Here is a 23,199-nt window from a genome sequence, read left to right as displayed (position 1 = left end):
TCGGCATAGGGATTTTTTTATTTTATAAATTTGTTGTTAAATGCCGTATTTTTTGGGTTTGTGGCGGACAGAGAGGGATTTGAACCCTCGAGCCCCGATTAAGAGCTGCACCCTTAGCAGGGGTGTGGTTTCAGCCGCTCACCCATCTGTCCGTGTCCATGAAAAAAGTTTATGAAAAAGAAATGGTGGTTAGAGGCAGAATCGAACTGCCGACACGCAGATTTTCAGTCTGCTGCTCTACCGACTGAGCTATCCAACCACGTTGATAAAAGAAATTGGATTATACATTTTAAATATTTAAACTAAGTTTAAAAATCCAAAAAATGCTTTATTTTTAAAATTAGGCTATAAATTTATAGCCTAATAACGTTAAATTTAATGCAAATCTACCACACTTACATCTTTATCTATCTCGATAAAAAATGTTTGTGCGCTTGCTCCGCTACCATATACGCCTTTATAGACTTGATTTACAGCGTGACCACTTGCATCAACTGCTACTTTGTTATATTCATCTCCGATAACGCTATGTTTTGAATTTAGCATTGTTACTTCACTATCTGTTGCTTGTGTAAAGGTAGTTCCTTTGCCTTTTAGGGCTACTATGTCATCGCTGTCGCCAAAGATTTTTAGCACTGTGTTGATATTTTCTGTGCCAGCTTTGCCTGTTATCTTTGTAACCCTTGAGTCGACTATGTCAAGAACGCTTTTGGCGTCTAGTCCTATGGAGACCGCTTGGTCGCTCGTGCCTAGCTGTATGCGCTCAAAGCTCTCTATCTTTTTATCAAGATCACTAACCTTGCTAAGATCGATATCATCAACAAAGATGAGAGTATCTATGCCGCCTTTACCATCCATTGGCTTGCCATTATAGACAAAGGCATCGTTTAGGTTGCTTCCTACGGTCTCTGTTGCGTCATGTTTTAACTGCACAATGTTATTAAAATCGTTTGTATCATCTCCGTAGTATTTGCCATCTCTTTGGATGATCTTGTGAAATTTATTTGCTTCATGATCTATAAAGCCATTTTGCTCTAGTGCTTTTACATAGTTATCGCTAAAAAGATGTGTGCCACTGCCAGCAGAGCCTATGATCTTATAGTTAGCGTCGCTCTCTCCAGCCTTTTTTATAGCAACATCTAAATTTACATCTCTATCATCATCAACATATTGGATGTTTATTTTATGAAAGCCTTTTTCTAGGGTGAAATTTTGACTTTTATTGCGATCACCAGCCCATGTATTATTTTTAAAACCTTGACCTGCTATATCTATACTAAAAGCTGATTCATATTGACTAGCTTTTATAGTGTATGTTCCAGTCTCTTTTATATATATCCAACCCTGCATTCTCATTATGAGATCGGTTCCTACTGGCTCTGCTTCTAGTAGCATGTAGTTTCCAGTGTGATTTACATTATATCTTGTATTATTGTGATCGGTGTCGCTTGCGTTTGGTGAGTGACCTACTCTTGCCATATCTTTCATATTTAGCTCGCCTACTTTTGGTCTCGTTTCTGATAATTGCCAGTCCTGACCTGATCTAAATGTCACTTCATTAAAAGTTGTGGTAGCACTTACGTTTGTCCAGTCAGCCCATTCACTATAGTGATTTTTTACATGAAGTCCCCAGCCACCAATGTAAGTTGGATTGTCTCCGCCTCTTATCCAGCCTTTGCTCCTACAATAGTTGTTAAAATCTTTATTTGCACAGTCATAAAACCACATATCCACATCAAGGCCGCTGTTTGAGATCATTGAGACGGTTTGGACTGACATATTACCAGCGTCATCTAGCCTTTTGACGATGAAATTTTTACTACCGCTGGTTAGTGTAGTTAGAAATTCGCCTTCATATTTTAGGTCAGTTAGTGGCAAAATTTGTTTAGATGAGTTATTTACATCAACGACATCTACCTTTATAGATGTCTTGTCTTCTGCTCTGTTTGGCGCGTCTGCCTCGCCGCCAAAGGTTACTTTGTAGCTTTGACCTGAGCCAGACTTTGAGCCACCAAAGCTTGGCTCTTTTAGTCCATCTGGCGTCGCATCAAGATCAACTGCGATGGTTAAATTTTCACTGCGTTTTTCTACGCCATTTTTATCTACATAGGTAGCGTCTATGATGTGGTGCGCCCTATCTAGCTTTACACCAGCTGCTTCAAAGTCAGCTACTACGACATTATCTTTGATATTTGCGTAAAAGCTACTTTTTACAACGCCAGCTTCGTCTTTTACCTCAATGAGCACCTTGCCACCATCTCCGCCTGTGGCTATGTCTGTATCTTTTTGCGCGATACCAAATTTGATCATCGGACTTTCGTCGTTTGTAAGAGCGATCTTGTAGTTTATGCGCTCGTTAAATGTATCGTCAAATTTACTTGTTGAGATGATGTGCTCGAAGTCTTTTTCGAGTAGGTATTTGGCTGGGTTGCTCGCTCCGCCATCTACTGAGGTAACTAGCTTAACGTCATCCACATAGTCAAGAATGCCAAATTTAAACAATCTACCACTAGAAGAGCCAGTGAAAATTTTGGTGCCATCTCTTACAAGGTCTATATCAACAAGGGTTGGCTTGCTGGTATTTACTGGCACATCTTTGAGCAAGAAACGACTGCCATTTACTAGCTGAACATCTGTTGGATCATCTTTATTTACTACTTTGATGTATTCGTCTGTAAGTGTTTTGGTTTTGGCTTCATACTCGATGTCTGGGTCTGGCTTTTTCTCGTATGTGGTGAGAGTTTCTCCTGGTTTTGCCTCTTTTATGATGTAGGTTTTTATCTCTTGTTTATTTGTATTTGGATTTAGCACGGAGACTTTTAGCTCGTCGCCTACTTTGGCTGTGCTTGGGATAGAGGCTAGGACGTCTGAACCTGTGATGGTGACGCCGTTTGTGCCGTCTATCAGCCCGTCGCCATCTATATCTTTTATAAATTTAGCCTTTGGCTTGTCGTCAAATACTATAAACTGGCTGTCAGTTGCGCCTTCGTTGCCAAATTCGTCTATGACTGTTGTGTCTATGCTGGTTTTTGCGCCATTTTTGATAGGAACGTTGATCTTAAATTTCCCACTGCTTGCGTCTATCTCGTTGCCATCAGGTGCTATGACCTTGCCATTTTCGCCGATGGTAAATTCTTTTGTTTCTATCTTTCCATCTGGGTTTGTTATGGCTACTCTTATCTTTTCGTTTGGTTTGCTTTGAGTTGGGATACTTATGGCTACTTCAGTTTTGTCGCTATCGTTGCCGTAGCCATTTTCAAATGTATCAAGCTTGTTGTCGCTCTTGCCATCTACATTTGGGAGGTTTTTGCTAAATTCTATCTTGGCTGATCTTGTAGGTGGTGTGATGTCAGTAGCTGCGGTATTTTCGTTGGATTCTACTGTGCCATCGTTTTTGGTGATTTCAGTTTTTATAGTGGCATTTGTGCCCTCGCTGATAGGTATCTTTACGCCTGGGACTACAAATTTACCATTTTGGATAGGTATAGGTGTATGGCTTGGATCATTTGGGTCATAGACGCTTTTTTTATCAGGGCTTAGGATAAATTCTTTTGGCGTTGGTGTGCCACTGCCTGTATCTATGGTGACTTTTACCCTCTCACCTGGCTTCATAGTGTTTGGTAGATGGATATCTACGCTTGATTCGCTATTTTTTAGCTCGGATTTGCTGATAACGCCGTCGTTATTGGTATCAGCGCTTAGTGTCGCTTCGGCTTTGTTGCTTATGGTATTTGGCTTTTGCTTGATCACGCCTTCGTTGCCAAAGCGGTCTATAAACTGAGTTTTGATCACAGTGCCTGGCGTGATAGTGGCACCATTTGGCACGTCAAATTCCATAGCGCCTTTGCCATTTGGTTTTAGTGGATAGACATTGCCAGCTTCGTCGGTGGCAGTGTTGTTTGCTTTGTTTATGGTGTAAATTTTAGTAACCGTGTCGCCGTTTGCGTCTGTGACTATAGACTTGATCTTGTCGCCACTTTTCATATCGTCAGGCACTAGAAATTTCACATCAGTTTTTACAGAGTCCTCTCCTACGCCCATTTCGGTAGCGTCTATCACGCCATCGCCATTTTTGTCTATGCTAAGTGTCGCGCTTACTTTTGATGCTGGTGGGACGTCATTTGTCTCAATCTTTAAATTTGAACCACTTTCGTGTCCGTTTTTATCAACTAAATTTACAGCGATATCTATAGGCTTGCCATTTGGGATCTCGACATCTGGGATCTTTGCTTTGCCATTAGCAAGTGGCACTGAGATGAAGGTAGGTGCTGTTGGGGTTGAGGTGGGTGCTGGCACTGGCGATCCGTTATCATCTACTTGAACGAGTTCGCTACTTGTAAGATCGATCTTATATTTTAGAGTTTGCGAGCCACTTTTTATCTTGATGATGTCGCCATCTTTTGCAGCTGGTGGCAAAGTGACAACCACAGGAGTGTAAAATTTGTTCCAGTGTTTTGTCGTTTCAGGTGAAGCTAAAATTTCGTTTTTATCTAAAAGACCATCTTTGTTTGTGTCAGCTTCGAGGAAAAATTTAGGGACATTATCGATAAATGGCACACTTGGTTTTGTAGCTTGTGCTGGCGCACCTTTTATGGTTGAGACTGGGGCGTTAAAAAACTTTTCAGAATTTATGATCTCACGTAGTGCGTGCTTTACGTTATCAAAGATATTTGTATAGTGACCGCTTTTGCTAAAACCTGCGTTATTTAGCGATGCTTGACTAGATAAATTTGATCCGCCGTGGTGAATGTTGCTCTCATGTTCGCTATCTTCGTGTTTTGCATCTTTTTCATCTTTTTGTAAGCCAGGGATGACGAGCTCGCCGTTTTGCTCTGCAAAGACGTTTGTTGTCCTAAAAGTAGAGTTAAAGCCGATATTTGCGACCTCTCCATCATCAAAAACGATCCTTACTTTGGCATCGACAGCTGTTTTTATGATATCGCCTAAAAATATCTCATCGCCTTTGCGAAGCACTCTTGTGCTCCCATCTGGTGAGATGGCTATGACTTCGCCTACTATTTGTTTAACGATGGCTATTTTTAAGGCTACGATATGCACTTTATCCCTTTGTGATATTTTCAAATTTATTTTAAATCGACAAATTTCATTAAAAGTTTATAGTTTTAAGATTAATTATTTTATTTAAGTTTTATATAAAGGCTTTGATATATTTATAATTGATTAAATTTAGCTTTATTTGCCTTGTTTTAGGCAATTTATAGATATTGTTTAGAGTAAATTTTATTTTAGTATATGATAAAAATTATTATCTATAAAGCATTATTTCTAGTGATGTTTATGAAATTTAAGCTAAATGGCACAAAAAAGCGGATTTTAGAGCATAAAGTTTAAATTTTATGATTTTAGCTTAAATGTTCATTAAGTTAAGAAGTAGCAAAAATTTCTTTAAATTTAAAAGATCTAATGCACCAAATTTACTACACTTACATCTTTGTCTATCTCGATAAAAAATGTTTGTGCGCCAGCTCCGCTACCATATACGCCTTTATAGACTTGATTTAGCGCATGTCCGCTACCATCAATCGCCACTTGGTTGTGTGTATCACCTGAAGCGCTATGCTTTAAATTTAGTGCCGCCACTTCGCTATCTGTTGCTTGCGTAAAAATAGTGCCTTTACCCTCTAGCGCTACTTTGTCGTTATTGTCGCCTTTGATCTTTAGCACGGTATTTACGCTTTTTAAGCCACCATCTGTTACTTGTGAGTCTATGATATCAAGCACGCTTTTGGCGTCTAGTCCTATGGAGACCGCCTGAGCGCTCTTGCTACCAAGCTGTAAAATTTCAAAGCTCTTTAGTTTATCATTTAGATCATCTACTCTACTAAGATCGATGTTTTCAGTAAAGATGAGCGTATCAACACCGCCTTTTGCGTCTATCTTGTTGCTTTCGTAGGTAAAAGTATTGTTTTGATCATCTCCCTCGTGAGTGATCTTGATATTTTTATCTATCTCAACGAAAAATGTTTTTGTGCTAGTTCCATCAGTGTACGTGCCTTTGTAGACTTGATTTACCGCGTGATCCATGCCATGTATCGTTGCATTTGCACTTGCGTTATAAGTGACATTGCTATGGTTAGGATAGGTTTTGCTGCCGCTATTATCTGTGACTTCAACTTTGTTAAATTCATCGCCCGCAACTTGACTGTGCTTCCAGTTTAGCATCGTTACTTCCTCATCGGTTGCTTTTGAGAAGCTTCCTATGAGTTTTACTGCATCACTTTCGTCGCCTGTTATTTTTAAGACTGTATTTATGCTTTTTGTGCCTTGTATCTCTTTTTTCGTGCCGCTTGTTTCGATAGTTGTGGCGGTCTCTTTTGAACCTACGATGTCAATTATGTTTTTTGAATTTAGAGCGAGTGCAACCGCTTCATTATCCTTACCTAGTTGCACCCTCTCAAAGCTTTTTAGCTTATCTTTTACATCTATATTGCTAAGGTCGGTATTTGCTGTAAAGATGAGCGTATCTACTCCATCTTTTGCATCTATAGGTTTGGCAGCATTATATGTAAAGGTATCGTCGTAGTTGCGCTCTTGCGCTACGATCTTGACATTTTTGTCTATCTCAATAAAAAATGTCTTTAACTCGCCATCTTTTACGTATGTGCCTTTATAGACGTGATTTACTGCATGCCCATGTGTATCTATTTCTACTTTGTTATAGCTATCCCCTATGGCTTTGCTATGCTTCCAGTTTAGTAAAGTTACCTCTTCTTTCGTTGCTAATTCAAATTTATTAACTCCAGAATTTATAAGCTTTACTATATCTCCATCCTTGCCTGCTATCTTTAAAACTGTATTTACACTCTCTGTTCCAGGTATAGTTCTTAAGGTTGAGTATTCGCCCTCTGTTATCTTTGTCATTTTTGAGTCTATGATGTCAAGAACGCTCTTTGCGTTTAATGCGATTGAAACGTTTTGGCTCTCTGTGCCTAGTTGCAGGCGTTCAAAGCTTTTTAGTTTATCCTTTAGATTATTTACTTCACTAAGGTCTATATCTTCAACAAATATCAGCTTATCAACGCCACCTTTTGCGTCTATATTCTTGCCGTTATAGATAAAGACATCGTTTAGGTTGCTACCTTCAAGAGCGTCTGTGTTGTGTTTTAGATGTATTACTTTATTGAAATCATCCGCATCATCACCAAAATATTTTGCTGGCTTGCTTGTATCTTTTTCTTGATTTACTAAACTTCTATATCCTTTTTTACCAGCTATAAGACCATCTTTTTCATCGCTAACATATCCTTTATCATGTAGGGCTTTTACATAGCTATCACTAAAAAGGTGCGTGCCGCTTCCTTGTGAGCCTATGATTTTATAGTCGCTAGGGTTTTGTGAGCTTTTCTTTATCATTATGTCTAATAATGTGTCTTTTGTTCTATCGACATAATCAACCTCTATCCTATAAAATCCTTTTTTTAGATTATAAGGATGAGTTTGTCCATGAGGACCATTATCTCCTGAACCAAACCAATACGCCCACTTTCCAAAGCTTTCATCTGCTATTTTTACATCTACCATATCTTGAAAGTGCTTTGCTGCTATATTGTATTGACCATCTTCTTTTATATATATCCAACCTTTCATTTTCATAATCAGATCAGTTCCTACAGGCTCTGCCTCTTCAAGGACGTAGTTTCCTGTTTTGTTTAGGTTGTAATGCGCCCCAGTGTGATCGGTATCCTTTGCATCTGGAGAGTGACCCACTTTTGCCATATCGTCCATATTTAGCTCTTCTTTGTGAGGTCTTGTTGAGCTTAATTCCCAGTCTTTACCTCCCTGAAAAGAAAGCTCATTATAAGTAGTAGTTGCACTAACGCCAGCCCACTCCATCCACTGTGTATAGTGGTTAGCTACGTGGTATCCATATCCTGCTTTGTTGTCGTTAAGATCCTTTCTATCATAGATTGGTCCATAAGGATGTTGTATATGGGTTGTTACTTCTGGATATATATCCATAAATTCTCTATTTGTGCAGTCAAAAAACCACATATCAACATCAAGGCCTTTGTTTGCCACCATAGTTACGGTTTGAACGGCTAAATTTCCCGCATCATCTAGTCTTTCTACTATGTAGTTTTTGCTGCCAGTATTTTGTGCTACGTTAAAGCTTCCAGAGTAGCTTAAATTTCTATCAAGTGTCAGTGTCGTCTTCTCAGATGTCTCAGCGTCTATGACCTCTACATCTTTTGATTTTTCATCGTGTGGGTTGTTTGCAGCTTCGCCTTTGCCGCTAAAATTTATAGCGTAGTTGCCAGAGCCGTTTTTTATATTGTCAAAGTCAGATTCTATTAGCTTATCAGGCTTTGAGTCAAGATCGACTGTGATAGTTAGGTTATCATCTCTTTGAGGCACGCCGTCAGTTCCCACATAGGTGGCGTCTATGATATGGTGCGTTCTATCTAGCTTTTTGCCAGCTTTTTCAAAGTCTGCTATGACGGTGTTATTCTCGATCTTGGCTATAAAGCTATCACTTATATTTCCGTTTTCATCTTTTATCTCGATTAGTACGTAGCCTTTGCCGTCACTTGTGGTATCGGGCTTATTTATACCAAATTTAATGTATGGCTGTTCGTCATTTGTAAGAGCGATGTTGTAGTTTATCTTTTGGGTCGAATTTGACTCATACTGGCTTGTCGAGATGATGTGCTCGTAGTCCTCTTCGTTTAGGTATTTTGCGGAGTGGATATCAGCATTATCTATCTTTGTAACAAGCTTTATATCGTCTATATAATCAAGCACGCCAAAGGCAAATAGCCTGCCGCTTGATGTGCCAGAGATGGCGCTTCCATCATCTTTTATAAGGGTCGCATCGACTAAGGTTGGGCGCTTGCTACTTACCGTCACGTCTGGTATGGTGATAGCGCCGTCACTTATCACTTTTATATCGCTTGGGTCTTTTTTGTTTATCATATGCACGCCATCATCATCTAGGATGTAGCTCACGGTTGATTGTTTGTTGGTAAGCGGGTTTAGGATACTTATCTTTAGCTCATCTTTTGGCACTGCGCTACTTGGGAGATAGACCTTTACATCAGAGGTCGTTATGGTTCCAGTGGTGTCATCTATGAGCCCATCTCCGTCAGCGTCTTTGATAAATTTCGCCACTGGGCTGTCGCTAAATTTTATCTCGTTTGTGTCGCTCTCGCCTTTGTTGCCAGCCTTGTCCATCATGGTCGTCGTTATGCTTGTGGTTTTGCCATGCTCTATTGGCACTGTGATCTTAAATTTACCATCATTTAGTGGCACTTCATTGTGATCAGGGGCGATTATCTTGCCATTAGTATATGTGTAAATTTTGTGCGTTTTGCTGCCGTCTGGGTTGGTGACATCGATGGCTATCTTATCGCCTTCTTTTATGATGCTTGGAATTTTGATGTAGGCATCTGTTTTAGTTGGGTCGCCAGTATCGTATCTATTTTCTGAAGTATCAAGCCTTCCATCAGGTTTTCCATCTGATCCTGGCTTATCGTCTGCAAAGCTTATCTTGGCTGATTTTGGAGGTGGAGCTACTACGACGCTTGGGGTGGTTTGGTTGCTTGTGCCATTTGGTTTTGGCGTGTCATGCTCGTCATTAACCGTTGTGTTTATAGATACACTTGAGCCAGGTGTCACTGGCACGCTTACGCCCGGCACTTCAAATTTACCATTAACTATTGGTATAAATACGTTTGGGTGATTTTTATCATAAACGCTTGTGCCATCGTCGCTTACGACAAATTCTTTTGGCGAGCCACCTATGTTTATAGTGACGCTCTCTTTTGGTTTTATAGTGCGAGGTAAATTTATCTCAACCTTTGAAGTACCGTCACCTATCTCGTCGCTACTTATTAGCCCATCGCCGTTTTTATCAGCTGTTAGCGTCACTTTGACGGTGTCACTTACATTGCTGCTTGGTGTAGTACTTGTGGCTGAGACGTTGCCAAATTTATCAACTACGCCAGTTTCTATGCTGCTTCCTGCTGTGATGTTTGCGATATTTGGCACGCTAAAGCTAACCGCGCCATTTTCATCGGTCGTAAATGTATAGGTATTGCCATCCTCGTCAGTAGCCGTGCCATTTTCTTTATCTAGCGTAAATTTCTTCTCTACTAGTAGTTTGCCTGGTTCATTTAGCTTAAACGTGATCTTATCTCCAGTGCTAAGCTCGTCAGGCACTATAAATTTCATGCCACTAGTTTGCGTGCCACTGCCATATCCTAGCTCGGTCGCGTCTATCACGCCGTCGCCATTTTTATCAAGATCAAGCGTGGCTGTCACTTTTGAGATAGCTGGCGTGTCGTTTAGCTCATAAGTAGTTGGCGGCGCGGTAAATGTCCTGCCTCCAGTGGTGTATGAGCTTGTCACAGTCGTTTTGCCATGGTTTAAAATTTCAACCCCAGTGATCTCTGCTTTGCCATTTACGATAGGTATAGGAGGCGCTCCAGTGGGCGTGCCGGTGCTATCAACTGGGATTAGCTCGTTTGTTATCGTATTTACTTTGTAGTTGCTAGTTTTGCCACCACCTTTCATATTTGTCTTTATCGTGATGATGTCACCATTTTTAGCAACTTCTGGGATATGGGCGTCTATGCTTGTGATGATCTTTTTGCCATCAGGAGTTTTTGGTAGCGAGTTTAGCTGAGCTCCTCCTAAAAAGCCTTTTTTCTCGCCAGTATCGCTTGTGAGGTTAAAATTTAGCACGATGTTTGGCTCTGGTTGTGAGTTTATAGTGCTTTTAGCACTATAAAATGCCCCTTTTATAGTCCCACCAACTGGCCATTTGACCTCGTCGTGCCTCGCTTCAAGAGCGCGCAAACCAGTGTAGAAGTCGTAGATATTTGAGTAGTGGCCACCTAGTTCAAATTTGATGCCACCACTGCTAGCAGAGGCGAAATAGTGCGGTGATGAGCTGTGAGAAGATGGCTCTTGATGGGAGATTTGATCATCGTCATTTGCGTGTTCTTTGTGATTTTCAAGGATGTTTGCGTTTTTTGGGATGACTAGCTCGCCTTTATGCTCAGCAAAGACATTTATTGTGTGAAATACCGAGCTAAAGCCGACATAAGCCTTTTCGCCGTCATCAAAAACAATGGTAAGGTTCGAGTTTTCGCTCGTTTTTATATCATCACCAAGGTAAATTTCATCGCCTTTGTGCAGCACCCTCATAGTGCCGTCCCTACTTATGGCGATGGCTTCACCCTTGATCTTTTTGATAACGCCGATCCTTATGGCGTCAAAATTTGGCATTTCTTCATCCCTGTAAAATGTGTGTATTGTAATATCGGAAAAATTTACTAAATTTTTATATAAGAAAAAATAAATTTTTATCTAAACTAAAAAAATAACAAGAGTGATTTTTTTAAAAGCTATCAAAGAGCCCTTATGAACTCTTTAAATTTATCTCCTCGTTCGGCGTAGCTCTTAAACTGGTCAAGGCTCGCAGCTGCTGGGCTTAGAAGCGCTATCTCGCCACTTTTAAGCTCTTTGCTTATCTCATTTACAGCGTTTTGCAAAAAGTCGCATTTTAGGGCAGGCACGTTAAATTTAGCAGCTAAATTCATAAGCTTGTCGCTGTTTGAGCCGATGGCGTAAATTTTAACCTTAAGATCCTTTAAAATCTCAAATAGCTCATCCATGCTAACGCCCTTGTCGTCGCCACCTAAGATTAGGTGCATGAAGTGATCTTCGTAGCGTTTCACGGCTTGAATGCTAGCATCTATGTTTGTCGCTTTTGTGTCATTTACCCAGGTTCGACCCATCTTATCAGTAAATTCTTCAAGCTTGTTTGCCTCGATAACAAAGGTGTTTAAAAGCCCCACATCGCAGCGGTCAAATAAAATTTTCTCCACCGCCAGTGCTAGCAGTGCGTCAAGCAAAAATGGCGTTTTAAAGGCTATATCGCCTAAATTTACACCACAAAATTTAGCCAAGTCGCTCTCATCTTTATAGGCGATCACTTTGGCCTTTGTAGGCGTTTTAGCGTAAATTTCAGGCACGATCGCCACGCTAGTTTCACTCATGCTAGCAAGCGGCTTAAGCTTTGCCTTTTCGTATTCGCTCATGTTGCCATGCCAGCTTAGATGATCTGGAGTGATCGGCAAAAGCACGTAGATGCCAGGTGTTGCGCGGTTTGTGTAGTGCAGGGTAAATGAGCTGGTCTCAAGTATCCAAATTTTAGCGTGCGGGTCTAAATTTGCTAGTGCGATGCCGACGTTTCCGCCCATGACTGAGCCTTTGCTCTCTAGTAGGTGCTGCATCATCTTTGTGGTCGTCGTCTTGCCGTTTGTGCCGCTTATCCAGACGTTAAATGGCAGATGCGCCTTGTAAATTTCATAAAAATAGTCATATTCGCTGATTAAATTCTTAGCTTTTTTGATAAGCTCGTGGTGAGGCGGGATGCCTGGGCTTGGTATCTCTAGGCCGCTTTTTGCTGGGTCAAATTCGCTAACTGGTAAAAGAGCGTTGCCAAACTCATCCTTAGAAATTTCGCTAAATTTATCATCGTAGATGTCCCAAAGTCCGTTATTTACGAAGTTTTTAGCGATCGCCTTTGTCGTGCCACCATAGCCAAATAGTGATTTTCTCATGCTTTTATCCTCTTTTTTTGCCCCATAAAATTTCTATTATCTCGTTAGCGCTAAGCTCACGCATCACGCCCTCTATCTCGCGGCGCTCAAAGAGCTCAAAGCTAAATGTTTTGGCAAAATTTAGCTTCAAAAACTCTGCAAAATAAGCGCCTTTGCAAGCAAATGTTACTCTTACATAAAATGCCTCTAAAAAATCATCATCAAATTCAGGCACAGGCGCCAACATGCGCTCCACGATCTCGCTAAGCTCGTCTTTTGTTATATCTGGCACCACTTTTGGCTCTGGTAAAGCGATATCAAAGGCTAGATTTTCAGCGCCTTCAGCCTCCCACCACTCATGCAGGCTCAATTTACTCATATCCTTGCCACTTATCTTAGCTAGACGCTGCTCTACCTTGCGGTACTCTTCGCCGTCCTCATCGCCAAATTCGTCGCAATAGTCGGTATAGGCTAAAATTTGCTCCAAAATTTCATCATACTTTTTTCTAGCACTCTCAAAGTCAGGCTCTATCTGCGCTCGCATGATCTACCTGATCTTTAGCGCGGTTAGTGCGATCAAATTTGCTAAAAGCGCGATGATCCAAAAGCGCACGATGATCTTATTTTCCGCCCAGCCCTTTATCTCAAAATGGTGATGTATAGGCGCCATTAAGAAAATTCTGCGTTTAAAAATTTTAAAGCTACCCACCTGCAAGATGACGCTTAGCGTCTCAACGACAAAGATGAGGCCGATGATGATGAGCAAAATTTCGTTTTTGGTCGCAACGCCCATAAAGCCGATATATGCGCCAACGCTTAGGCTACCGCTATCACCCATAAAGACCTCGGCCGGATGGCAGTTAAACCACAAAAAGCCCATGAGTGAGCCAATTAGCGCAGAGGCTACGACGACGCTCTCACCAACGCCTGTGATCTTTGGTAAAAGTAGGTACGAGCTAAAGACAGCGTGGCCGCAGATGTAGGCAAAAACGCCAAGAGTTAGAAGCGAAAATATCGATGGTACGGCGGCAAGTCCGTCAAGTCCGTCTGTTAAATTTACCGCATTTGAGGCTGCGACGATGACTAGCGTCCAAAAGAAAATGGCAAAAATTTTCATGTCAAAGATCGGCTGCTTGTAAAATGGCAGGTAAAACTCGGTGTTTAGCTCTTTGCTGATGTATAAAAAGGCTGCTAGTAAAAAGGCGATGAAAAACTGAAAAAAGAGCTTTGCCTTTGGGCTTAGACCAGCGTGGTTTTTCGCACCTAAAATTTTGCTGTAGTCATCCTTGTAGCCAAGCAGAGTGAAGCAAACTAGGCAAAAGAGCGATACTAGCACAAAGGCGTTATCAAGCCTAGCGCAGATGATCGTAGCGATCACGGCTGTAAAGACAAAGACAAGTCCGCCCATGGTCGGCGTTTTAGCCTTTTTTTGGTGAGTTTGTGGGGCGAGCTCGTATATAGGCTGGGCGGCGTTTTTTGCCTTTGCCCAAGCGATAAATTTAGGCATCAGATAAGCTGTCAAGATAAATGCTATGAAAAACGCGATGCCAGCGCGAACGGTGATATACTGAAAGATATTAAAATTTAAAATTTCATAGATATAGTAAAACATAGGGGCCTTTATTTTAAAAAAAAGCAATTTTAGTATAATGGCCTTAAAAATTATCTAAATTTAAGGATAAAATTTAAAAATGGCTCAAAAAACTATACTTATAATAACTGACGGCATTGGTTCAAACAAAAACGGCAAATTTAACGCATTTGAGGCGGCCAAAAAGCCAAACTACGATAAATTTTTTAAAGAAATTCCAAACTCACTCATAAAAACCTCTGGAAACGCTGTGGGGCTACCTGAGGGGCAGATGGGAAATAGCGAAGTAGGGCACATGTGCATAGGAAGCGGTCGAGTTTTGTATCAAAATTTGGTCAAAATTTCACGCGGCTTTAATGACGGCTCGCTAGCAGAAAATGAAGCGCTAAAAGCTCTTTTTAAAAAGTGCAAAAAAATTCACGTCATAGGGCTTTATAGTGATGGCGGCGTGCACTCTCACATGGAGCATTTTGACGGCATGTGCGAGCTTGCTAGCAAAAATGGCTGCGAAGTTTTTGCCCACGCTATCACCGACGGACGCGACGTTAGCCCAAATAGCGGTCTAAATTTCATAAAAAGCTTAGAGGCTAAATTTAAGGTAGCGACGGTTTGCGGGAGATTTTACGCGATGGATAGAGATAAACGCTGGGAGCGCGTAAAAGAGGCCTATGATAGCTTGGTAAAGGGAGCAAATTTAAGCAGCTTATCGCCAATTGAGTATCTACAAAAAAGCTACGATGAGGGCGTGACAGATGAGTTTGTAAAGCCAGCAAGCTTTAATGGCTTTAGTGGCATGGGCGAAGATGACGGCGTGATCGTAATAAATTTTAGAAATGATAGAGCAAGAGAGATTTGCCAGGCTCTTGGCGAGGAGAAATTTAGCGAGTTTGAGCGACCTTTTGCTATCAAAAATCTAATCACCATGACCGAATACGACGCAAATTTTAAATTTGAAGTTCTATTTAAAAATGAAAAGATAAAAAACACCCTAAGCGAGGTCATAGCAGCGGCTGGACTAAGGCAGCTTCACACGGCTGAGACTGAAAAATACGCCCACGTAACATTTTTCTTTAATGGCGGCGTTGAGGAGCTAGCTAGCAACGAAACGAGAGTGCTTATCCCTAGTCCAAAAGTAAAAACCTACGACGAAAAGCCAGAGATGAGCGCTGATGAGGTTTGCAAAGCCGTGCTAAAGGGCATGGAGGACGAGCAAGACTTTATCGTAGTAAATTTCGCAAATGGCGATATGGTGGGACATACTGGTAACTACGAGGCCGCTATAAAAGCAGTTGAGGCGGTGGATAGGGCTCTTGGAGAAATTTATGCCAAGGCAAAAGAGAAAAACTACGCTATGATCATCACGAGCGATCACGGAAACTGCGAAGAGATGCGTGATAGCAGAGGCGAGCTACTGACAAATCACACGACCTATGACGTCTTTTGCTTTGTGATGGCTGATGGGGTTAAAGAGCTAAAAAATGGCGGCCTAAACAACATCGCGCCTAGTGTTTTAAAGCTCATGGGGCTTGAAATTCCAGCTGAAATGGACGAGGCGTTATTTTAAATTTGATAATATAAGCAAAATTTATAAGGAGAATTTATGAAATTTAGTGGAAAAAACGTGCTAATAACAGGTGCAAGCAGAGGTATCGGCGCACAGATCGCAAAGACACTTGCAAATATGGGCTTAAAAGTGTGGATAAACTACCGCTCAAAGCCTGAGATAGCAGACGCTTTGCAGGCTGAAATTGAGCAAAATGGCGGCAAGGCTGCAGTGATAAAATTTGACGCGACAGACGAAGATGAGTTTATAAAAGGTATAAATTTGATAGTTGATAGCGACGGAGAGCTAAGCTACCTCGTAAATAACGCTGGCATCACAAATGACAAACTAGCACTTCGCATGAAAACTAGCGAATTTACAGATGTGATAAATGCAAATTTAACTTCAGCTTTCATAGGATGTAGAGAGGCTTTGAAAGTGATGAGCAAAAAGCGCTTTGGAGCAGTCGTAAACGTCGCATCTATCGTTGGTGAGATGGGAAATGCTGGACAGGTGAATTATTCAGCCAGCAAGGGCGGACTAATCGCTATGAATAAGAGCTTTGCAAAAGAGGGCGCAAGTAGAAATATCCGCTTTAACAGCGTAACTCCGGGCTTTATCGAGACTGATATGACGCATGGACTAAGTGATGAGGTGAAAAAAACTTATAGCGACAATATCCCACTAAAACGCTTTGGCAGTGCTAGCGAAGTAGCTGAGGCGGTTGCATTTTTACTAAGTAATCACGCGAGCTACGTGACTGGCGAGACGCTAAAAATAAACGGCGGACTTTATATGTAATGAAATTTCAACAAGTTTTGAAATTTAAAATAAATAAAAGCGTAAATATTATAAGATAACAGACATTTTTTATAAGGAGACCTTAAATGGCAGTATTTGAAGACGTAAGAGACGTAGTTGTAGAGCAACTAAGCGTAGATCCACAAGCGGTAAAACTAGAGTCTAAAATCATCGAAGATTTTGGCGCTGATTCACTTGACGTTGTAGAGCTAGTTATGGCTTTAGAAGAGAAATTTGAAGTAGAAATTCCTGATAGCGAAGCAGAGAAATTAGTAAGCATTCAAGACGTTGTAAATTATATAGAAAAACTAGGCAAATAATTTAAATTTGCATAGTTTGATTTAAGGAGATGTATTGAAACGAGTCGTTGTAACTGGTATTGGCATGATAAACGCACTTGGTCTTGATAAAGAGAGCTCTTTTAAGGCTATTTGCGAGGGTAAAACAGGTGTGAAAGAGATCACGAGCTTTGATGTAAGCGAATTCCCTGTTAAAATTGCTGCCGAGATAACTGATTTTGATCCAAATAGCATTTTAGACGGCAAAGAGGTGAAAAAAGTAGATCGTTTCATACAGCTTGGCATAAAAGCATCTAACGAAGCTATGGCTGATGCAAATTTAAAAGAGTTTGATGCTCATAAATTTGGCGTTAGTTCAGCAGCTGGTATAGGCGGTTTGCCAAACATTGAGAAAAACTCAATCACATATTTTGAAAAAGGCGTAAAGAGAATTTCGCCATTTTTCATCCCATCTGCACTTGTAAATATGCTAGGTGGCATAGTTTCAATAAATCACGGACTAAAAGGTCCAAATTTATCAAGCGTAACAGCTTGTGCAGCAAGCACTCATGCGATATCACAAGCTGCAAAATGCATAATGATCGGTCAAGCAACAAATATGCTAGTTATCGGTGCTGAGTCAACTATCTGTGGCGTTGGCATAGGCGGTTTTGCGGCGATGAAAGCACTCTCAACTAGAAACGATGAGCCAAGTAAGGCATCAAGGCCATTTGATGCAAACCGCGATGGCTTTGTAATGGGCGAGGGCGCTGGCGCACTTGTGCTTGAAGAGTATGAGTCAGCTATTGCAAGAGGCGCTAAAATTTACGCTGAAGTAGTTGGATTTGGAGAGAGCGGAGACGCACACCACATCACATCACCAACACTTGAAGGTCCATTAAGCGCGATGAAGCAAGCACTTGATATGGCAAAAGGCGTAAAGATAGACTATGTCAATGCGCATGGTACTTCAACGCCAGTAAATGATAAAAATGAGACAGCTGCGTTAAAGGCTGTTTTTGGTGATAAGTGCCCACCGGTTAGTTCAACCAAAGGTCAAACTGGACACTGCCTTGGCGGTGCTGGTGCGATCGAAGCAGTCATATCTATAATGGCAATGAGAGATGGCATCATCCCTCCAACGATAAACTACGAAACGCCAGATCCAGAGTGCGATCTAGACTACGTTCCAAATAAAGCTAGAAAAGCTGATATAAAAGCTGTCATGAGCAACTCGTTTGGCTTTGGTGGAACAAACGGCGTCGTGATATTTAAAAAGTTGGATTAAGATGTCAAATTATTTAGATTTTGAAAAGAGCATAAAGCAGATTGATGAAGATATAGCAAATGCTAAGATCAGAGGCGATGAACATGCTGTTGAAATTTTAAATAAGAACCTATCTAAAGAGATATCAAAAGTATATAAAAATTTAAACGAATATCAACGTTTACAACTTGCTCGTCACCCAGATAGGCCATACGCTATTGATTATATAAATTCATTTTTAGTTGATGGCTATGAGATCCATGGCGACAGGGCATTTCGCGACGACCCAGCAATAGTTTGCTACATCGGCTATATCGGTGGTAAAAAGGCTATCGTTATAGGCGAGCAAAAAGGTCGTGGCACTAAAAATAAACTAAAAAGAAATTTTGGTATGCCTCATCCAGAGGGTTACCGAAAGGCTTTACGCGTAGCAAAATTGGCTGAGAAATTTAATCTACCTATCTTATTTTTGATAGACACTCCGGGCGCATATCCTGGTGTTGGCGCTGAAGAGCGAGGTCAAAGCGAGGCCATAGCTAGAAATTTATTTGAATTTGCAAATTTAAAAACTCCAATAATAGCTGTCGTTATCGGCGAAGGTGGAAGTGGCGGTGCTTTAGCAATAGGCGTGGCTGATAGACTTGCCATGATGAAAAACTCTGTCTTTTCAGTCATCTCACCAGAGGGTTGTGCAGCGATACTTTGGAACGACCCAGCTAAACAAGAGCAAGCTACAAAATCTATGAAGATAACGGCTGATGACTTAAAAAATTTATCGCTTATAGATGACGTGATAAACGAGCCGATAAATGGAGCTCATAGAGATAAAGATGGCGCAGCAAAGGCACTTGCAAACTACTTCATCTCAGAGCTAGCCGAGCTTGAGAAGCTTGATATAAACGAGCTTGTCGCAAAAAGAATAGACAAAATCCTCTCTATTGGGGCTTACGAAGAGTAAAATTTATAGTCGCAAGTGAGTTGAAAGTTTAATTAAATTCGCTTGCGGCCTCCTTTACGCTAAATTTAATGTGCCTTTTTTTAAATTTTAAAAATTAAACAATTTTATATTTTTATCCCACTCTTTTAAATTTTATTAACTCATCTATGCAACTTTTAAGTGTTTAAAGCTAAAATTCTTAGCAAATTTCATAAAGGCTATTTGTGGATAAATTTCAAGAAAAATATATAAAGCTTTCAAAAGATTACTACAAAAATAACGGCAATGCGGCGAGCGTGGAAGCTTTGTATCAGTTCAAAGAAGAGCTTGAGGCAAGCGAGGATATGCAAGCAAAGAGCGTTTTAGTCGATATTTATCAACTTTTGTCTATGCAAAAGAGTGCTTACGAGCTACTTTTAAAGATACACGATAAAAACGACAAAAAGCAGCTAAAAACGCTTGGCTACCTTGCGCAGTTTGTGGATGAGGGCGACAAATGGGCGGTGCCAAGGCCAAAGAGCAAAGAGCAAATTTTAGCCCAAAAGGCAAAGGCTGCCACCTTGCCAAAATTTCGCTATCACCCAGAGCCATTAAAAACTGGCGCATTTAAAGATGATATGAGTGTCATCTGCGAGTGTTGCGGTAAAAACACAGAAATTTATTACAACAATGGCGTCTATAGCGAGCAAGACGTCACCTATCTTTGCCCAGCCTGCATCGCAAATGGCGCAGCTGCCAAGAAATTTGACGCTACCTTTGTGCAAGATGCCGACAAGCTTGCCACAGATGACGCCAAAAAAGATGAGGAGCTCTTTGAAAGAACACCTGGCTATGAGAGCTGGCAGGGCGAGCACTGGGTGGCGTGCTGTGATGATTATTGCGCATTTTTGGGCTATGTGGGCACGAAGGAGCTTGAGGAGCTTGGCATCGCAGACGAGGTCTTTGATGACTACGCAAAAAGGGACGATTACGACGCGAAAATGGCTCGCGAGCTGCTCGTAGCGGGCGGCGATTTTGCTGGGTATTTGTTTCACTGCTTGCACTGCAAAAAGTATCACATTTACATTGATGCTTGCTAGAAAGGAAAAATATGGATCTAAATGAAATTTCTAAAGGCTGCAAAGAGCGCGGTTTGGATGGGCTTTTCGAGTTTTTAAAGCCAATGGCCAAAAATGCTATAAAGATAGATACGCAGGCTAAAGATGACGGTGATATCGCTGTTGGGGCGTCTAAATTTGGCGGGCAGCCAGATCTGCCAGCTAGCGTGCCTTGGCCCTCAAATGAAAACGGCGCGCTTAGCTTTGTGGCGCAGATAAATTTTGCTGAAGCTAGCAAATTTGACATCGACGGGCTCCTGCCAAAAAGTGGCATGCTCTATCTTTTTTATGATATAAATTTACGCATTTGGGGCTACGACCCTGCTGATAAAAAGGGCTTTGCCGTGATCTTTAGTGAGGCAGTTCAAGACCAGCTTGCTCGCCAAAACATGGATAGTGGAAATTTCAAATTTGGAGCACGCTCTCTTAGCTTTAAAAATGAGCTAAATTTGCCAAGTTTGCAAAGCTCGCTCGTGCCATTTGGCAAATTTAGCGAGGAGGAGTGGGAGGCCTATCACGAGATCATCGAGCCAAGCTGGCAGGCCAAAGAAAACAAGCTACTTGGCCACTCTGACAACATCCAAGACGGCATGGAGCTAGAGTGCGAGCTCGTGGCAAATAGCCTTGACTGCGGCGATGGTAGCGCTTATCACCATCCAAATATCGCGGAGTTTGAGAAAAATGCTGCCCAATGGCAGCTGCTTTTGCAGATAGATAGCGACTGGGATAGCGACATGGACTGGGACGGAGATGGCAGAGTTTATCTATGGATAAAGAAGGACGACCTGGCGGCGCGCGACTTTAGCAAGACGTGGCTAGTTTTGCAGACGAGCTAGGGGCGAAATTTAGCCAAAAGATTTTGACATGCGTCTGGTAGTAAAATTATTATTGTTGTTTTTGGCGAGCCATATAAATTTCGCGCTTAGAATATGTAAATTTAAAGGCAAATGGCAGATTAAATTTATGCTACTTAGATCAAATTTAAAATTTTATAATTTGCTGCCAATTAAATTTATCTTATAAAAAGTTTTTGCTACCAAACTAGCGGCTCATCGCTAAAATTTCCAGCGCCCTTTATGTTCTTTAAATTTCTGCTTGCTAATCATCTCGCACTTTCAGTGAATTTTTGCAATCTTTTATTAGTTATACTTGCAATTTTTTGGTGCAACCACTAAAAAGTTAGCCATATGCACAAAGTGCTTCATTTTACTGCAAAAGCTCTTTCTACCGTCATTGGCAAATAAAATATACCAAAATCAAAGGCAAATTTTTGATCAATTTCGTATTTTTCTTCATTTAAATGCTTTATCTACGTTATTTTTTTGCTGTCCGCTGCGCCAGTGTAAATTTTTCCCTGCGTGATGTGTATGCCGCGCCAAAAAGTAGCGTGATCTTAGGCAGACGTCTGCAAAAATTTTATCGCCCACTTTGTCGTGGGCGGCAGTTGTCTTTTTTAACTAAAATTTAAGCGTTTTAATTTTATTTATCAAGATTTTCAAGCCGCCTAAAATTTATATTATTTTACTAGCTCGATCTTGATCTGCCCGTCTTTTGCGACCGAGCTCACGTCGCCCTCGATCACGCCTAAGCGCACGATGCCCTCATAATAGGGCTGATAGCCGTAGTAGATGACAAAGTTGTTCCACGGAGCAAAGTACGAGATCTCACCTTTTTTACCGTCGCTGCCGCTCGGAGCGCCTCTTGTATCAAGCGGTTTTGGCAGCTTAGCGACCTTTTCGTGTCCGCCGTAGTCCTCTAAATTTAGCGTTAGCGGCAGCTGTGCGACAAAGCTTCTTGCTGCTGCCGTATCGTCTAGGATAGCCGTCGCTTCGCCGTTAGAGCTCTTTAGGATTATCTTTAAATTTTGCATTTTCTCTCCTGCTGCCAAATTTAACCCCGCAAAAAGCATAAAGATGGCTAAAATTTTTCTCATTTTGACTCACTTTAAATTTATTTTGCCAGTTCAAGGATTTGGACGATATTTTTCTTTGGATAGAGCTCTTGCATCGCCCACGCCTTTGCGTTTTCATAGGCCACACCCGCGACTCATTTATAAGCGCCTCGCTATCTATCTTTAGCTGCGATAGTCTTGTTGGAGTGCCTATTTTGTCAAACCACACTTTTAGCGCCTCTATACCCTCATCTGCGGTTTTAAGCCCAAAAATTTCTCTCGCAAAACGCTCAAATACACCTAAATTTCTATCCTTATACCACATCATCCACGCAGGCATAACCACACTTAGTCCAGCTCCGTGCGCACAGTCTGTTATCGCGCTCATCGCATGCTCGATCATGTGGTTTGGATACTCGATGCCTGAAGTACCGATCATAGTTATGCCATTTAGCGCCATCGTCGCAGCCCAGGCAAACTCAGCTCTAGCGTCGTAGTCATCAGGGTTTGCAAGCAAAATTTCAGTCGTTCGGATGATGGTTTTGATGTTTGCTTCTACCTGCATTCTGGCGATTAGCGGATAGTTTGTAGCTGTGAAATAGCCCTCGATGCTGTGCGCGATAACGTCGCTTGCGCTATAAACTAGATAGTCGCGGCTAACGGTGGCTTGTAGCTGCGGGTTTAGGACAGATACTTTTGGGAAAAGGCACGGCGCGCCCAGATGAAGCTTTAACTTAGCAGCTTCGTTAGTCACGACGCCGTTTTGATTCATCTCAGAGCCAGTTGCCGCAAGCGTGATGATGTCAAATACCATGAGCGACTCGGCCGGATTTTTACCTACGAAAAAGTCCCACACGTCGCCATCGTATTTAGCTCCGGCAGCGACTGCCTTTGCAGAGTCTAGCACTGAGCCGCCACCAACAGCTAGCACGCTATCGGCGCCAAATTCACGGGCTATTTTGATCGCTTCATTTACTTTGCTTAGCACCGGGTTTGACTTTACGCCGCCAAGCTCAGTAAATTCGATGTCATTTGCCTTTAGACTATCTGTTGCTACGCCAAGCAGTCCGCTCTTTTTTACGCGCTCACTGCCGTATAGCACAAGGGCTTTTTTAGCACCAAATTCTCTCATATACTCGCCGATATGAGCCTCTTTGCCTTTGCCAAATTCTATTCTTACTGGGTTATAAAATGTAAAATTTTCCATTGTTTTCCTTTTTAAATT

At 41.5% G+C, this 23,199-nt stretch carries 13 protein-coding genes, 2 tRNA genes and 1 pseudogene; 7 read left to right on the top strand and 9 right to left on the bottom strand.

Annotated elements, in window-relative coordinates; all coding sequences use genetic code 11:
* Positions 1 to 61 precede the first annotated feature (61 nt).
* From UNSWCS_RS07585 to mraY, 7 genes are all read right to left on the bottom strand, one after another.
* Positions 62 to 152 (bottom strand) — tRNA-Ser (locus UNSWCS_RS07585).
* 31 nt (positions 153 to 183) lie between these two features.
* A tRNA-Phe gene (locus UNSWCS_RS07580) sits at positions 184 to 259 on the bottom strand.
* A 116-nt stretch (positions 260 to 375) separates the two neighbouring features.
* Positions 376 to 5,082 (bottom strand): hypothetical protein, encoded by a 4,707-nt coding sequence (locus tag UNSWCS_RS07575; RefSeq protein ID WP_162142146.1) that lies wholly within the window; start codon positions 5,080 to 5,082, stop codon positions 376 to 378.
* Positions 5,083 to 5,421: 339 nt separating this feature from the next.
* The gene (locus UNSWCS_RS07570; RefSeq protein WP_021087997.1) at positions 5,422 to 11,250 is read right to left on the bottom strand and encodes a TonB-dependent receptor; all 5,829 of its coding nucleotides are present in this window, start codon (positions 11,248 to 11,250) and stop codon (positions 5,422 to 5,424) included.
* Positions 11,251 to 11,372: 122 nt separating this feature from the next.
* Positions 11,373 to 12,590 carry a UDP-N-acetylmuramoyl-L-alanine--D-glutamate ligase gene (gene murD / locus UNSWCS_RS07565; protein ID WP_021087957.1) on the bottom strand — a complete coding sequence of 406 codons (1,218 nt, stop codon included), beginning with the start codon at positions 12,588 to 12,590 and terminating at the stop codon, positions 11,373 to 11,375.
* Positions 12,591 to 12,594: 4 nt separating this feature from the next.
* Positions 12,595 to 13,113 carry a hypothetical protein gene (locus UNSWCS_RS07560; protein ID WP_021087961.1) on the bottom strand — a complete coding sequence of 173 codons (519 nt, stop codon included), beginning with the start codon at positions 13,111 to 13,113 and terminating at the stop codon, positions 12,595 to 12,597.
* Positions 13,114 to 13,116: 3 nt separating this feature from the next.
* Complete coding sequence (gene mraY, locus UNSWCS_RS07555) at positions 13,117 to 14,181, bottom strand: phospho-N-acetylmuramoyl-pentapeptide-transferase (protein ID WP_021088029.1); 1,065 nt, start codon at positions 14,179 to 14,181, stop codon at positions 13,117 to 13,119.
* Positions 14,182 to 14,260: 79 nt separating this feature from the next.
* Here mraY and gpmI point away from each other — a divergent pair, with 79 nt between their 5' ends.
* The 7 genes from gpmI to UNSWCS_RS07520 all read left to right on the top strand — a co-directional run bounded on the left by gpmI (position 14,261) and on the right by UNSWCS_RS07520 (position 20,919).
* Positions 14,261 to 15,724, top strand: a complete 1,464-nt coding sequence (gene gpmI / locus UNSWCS_RS07550; protein ID WP_021087964.1) for a 2,3-bisphosphoglycerate-independent phosphoglycerate mutase — start codon at positions 14,261 to 14,263, stop codon at positions 15,722 to 15,724.
* 36 nt (positions 15,725 to 15,760) lie between these two features.
* On the top strand, positions 15,761 to 16,504 hold the full coding sequence (fabG, locus tag UNSWCS_RS11855; protein WP_021087971.1) for a 3-oxoacyl-ACP reductase FabG: 744 nt from the start codon (positions 15,761 to 15,763) through the stop codon (positions 16,502 to 16,504).
* Positions 16,505 to 16,590: 86 nt separating this feature from the next.
* The gene (acpP, locus tag UNSWCS_RS07540; RefSeq protein ID WP_021087986.1) at positions 16,591 to 16,824 is read left to right on the top strand and encodes an acyl carrier protein; all 234 of its coding nucleotides are present in this window, start codon (positions 16,591 to 16,593) and stop codon (positions 16,822 to 16,824) included.
* A 34-nt stretch (positions 16,825 to 16,858) separates the two neighbouring features.
* Positions 16,859 to 18,070: a beta-ketoacyl-ACP synthase II gene (locus UNSWCS_RS07535; RefSeq protein ID WP_021087956.1), complete on the top strand. Its 1,212-nt coding sequence runs from the start codon at positions 16,859 to 16,861 to the stop codon at positions 18,068 to 18,070.
* A gap of 1 nt (position 18,071) precedes the next feature.
* On the top strand, positions 18,072 to 19,007 hold the full coding sequence (gene accA / locus UNSWCS_RS07530; RefSeq protein ID WP_021087975.1) for an acetyl-CoA carboxylase carboxyl transferase subunit alpha: 936 nt from the start codon (positions 18,072 to 18,074) through the stop codon (positions 19,005 to 19,007).
* 203 nt (positions 19,008 to 19,210) lie between these two features.
* Entirely contained in the window at positions 19,211 to 20,065 is an 855-nt protein-coding gene (locus UNSWCS_RS07525) for a CbrC family protein (RefSeq protein ID WP_021088031.1), read from the top strand.
* A gap of 11 nt (positions 20,066 to 20,076) precedes the next feature.
* Entirely contained in the window at positions 20,077 to 20,919 is an 843-nt protein-coding gene (locus tag UNSWCS_RS07520) for a YwqG family protein (protein WP_021088008.1), read from the top strand.
* A gap of 680 nt (positions 20,920 to 21,599) precedes the next feature.
* Here the strand turns inward: UNSWCS_RS07520 and UNSWCS_RS07515 are convergent.
* The gene (locus UNSWCS_RS07515) at positions 21,600 to 21,953 is read right to left on the bottom strand and encodes a cyclophilin-like fold protein (protein WP_021087993.1); all 354 of its coding nucleotides are present in this window, start codon (positions 21,951 to 21,953) and stop codon (positions 21,600 to 21,602) included.
* An 80-nt stretch (positions 21,954 to 22,033) separates the two neighbouring features.
* Positions 22,034 to 23,181: pseudogene (locus tag UNSWCS_RS07510) on the bottom strand (iron-containing alcohol dehydrogenase).
* Positions 23,182 to 23,199: the final 18 nt, after the last annotated feature.

The sequence above is a fragment of the Campylobacter concisus UNSWCS genome (assembly GCF_000466685.1).
Lineage (GTDB): Bacteria > Campylobacterota > Campylobacteria > Campylobacterales > Campylobacteraceae > Campylobacter_A > Campylobacter_A concisus_A.
This window is presented reverse-complemented; position numbering and strand designations above follow the sequence as displayed.

Excerpts from the sequence above, each read along its gene's own strand:
- murD (WP_021087957.1), bottom strand. The coding sequence starts at position 12,590 with ATGAGAAAATCACTATTTGGCTATGGTGGCACGACAAAGGCGATCGCT.
- UNSWCS_RS07570 (WP_021087997.1), bottom strand. The coding sequence starts at position 11,250 with ATGCCAAATTTTGACGCCATAAGGATCGGCGTTATCAAAAAGATCAAG.
- gpmI (WP_021087964.1), top strand. The coding sequence starts at position 14,261 with ATGGCTCAAAAAACTATACTTATAATAACTGACGGCATTGGTTCAAAC.
- acpP (WP_021087986.1), top strand. The coding sequence starts at position 16,591 with ATGGCAGTATTTGAAGACGTAAGAGACGTAGTTGTAGAGCAACTAAGC.
- UNSWCS_RS07560 (WP_021087961.1), bottom strand. The coding sequence starts at position 13,113 with ATGCGAGCGCAGATAGAGCCTGACTTTGAGAGTGCTAGAAAAAAGTAT.
- UNSWCS_RS07520 (WP_021088008.1), top strand. The coding sequence starts at position 20,077 with ATGGATCTAAATGAAATTTCTAAAGGCTGCAAAGAGCGCGGTTTGGAT.
- UNSWCS_RS07515 (WP_021087993.1), bottom strand. The coding sequence starts at position 21,953 with ATGCAAAATTTAAAGATAATCCTAAAGAGCTCTAACGGCGAAGCGACG.
- accA (WP_021087975.1), top strand. The coding sequence starts at position 18,072 with ATGTCAAATTATTTAGATTTTGAAAAGAGCATAAAGCAGATTGATGAA.
- mraY (WP_021088029.1), bottom strand. The coding sequence starts at position 14,181 with ATGTTTTACTATATCTATGAAATTTTAAATTTTAATATCTTTCAGTAT.
- fabG (WP_021087971.1), top strand. The coding sequence starts at position 15,761 with ATGAAATTTAGTGGAAAAAACGTGCTAATAACAGGTGCAAGCAGAGGT.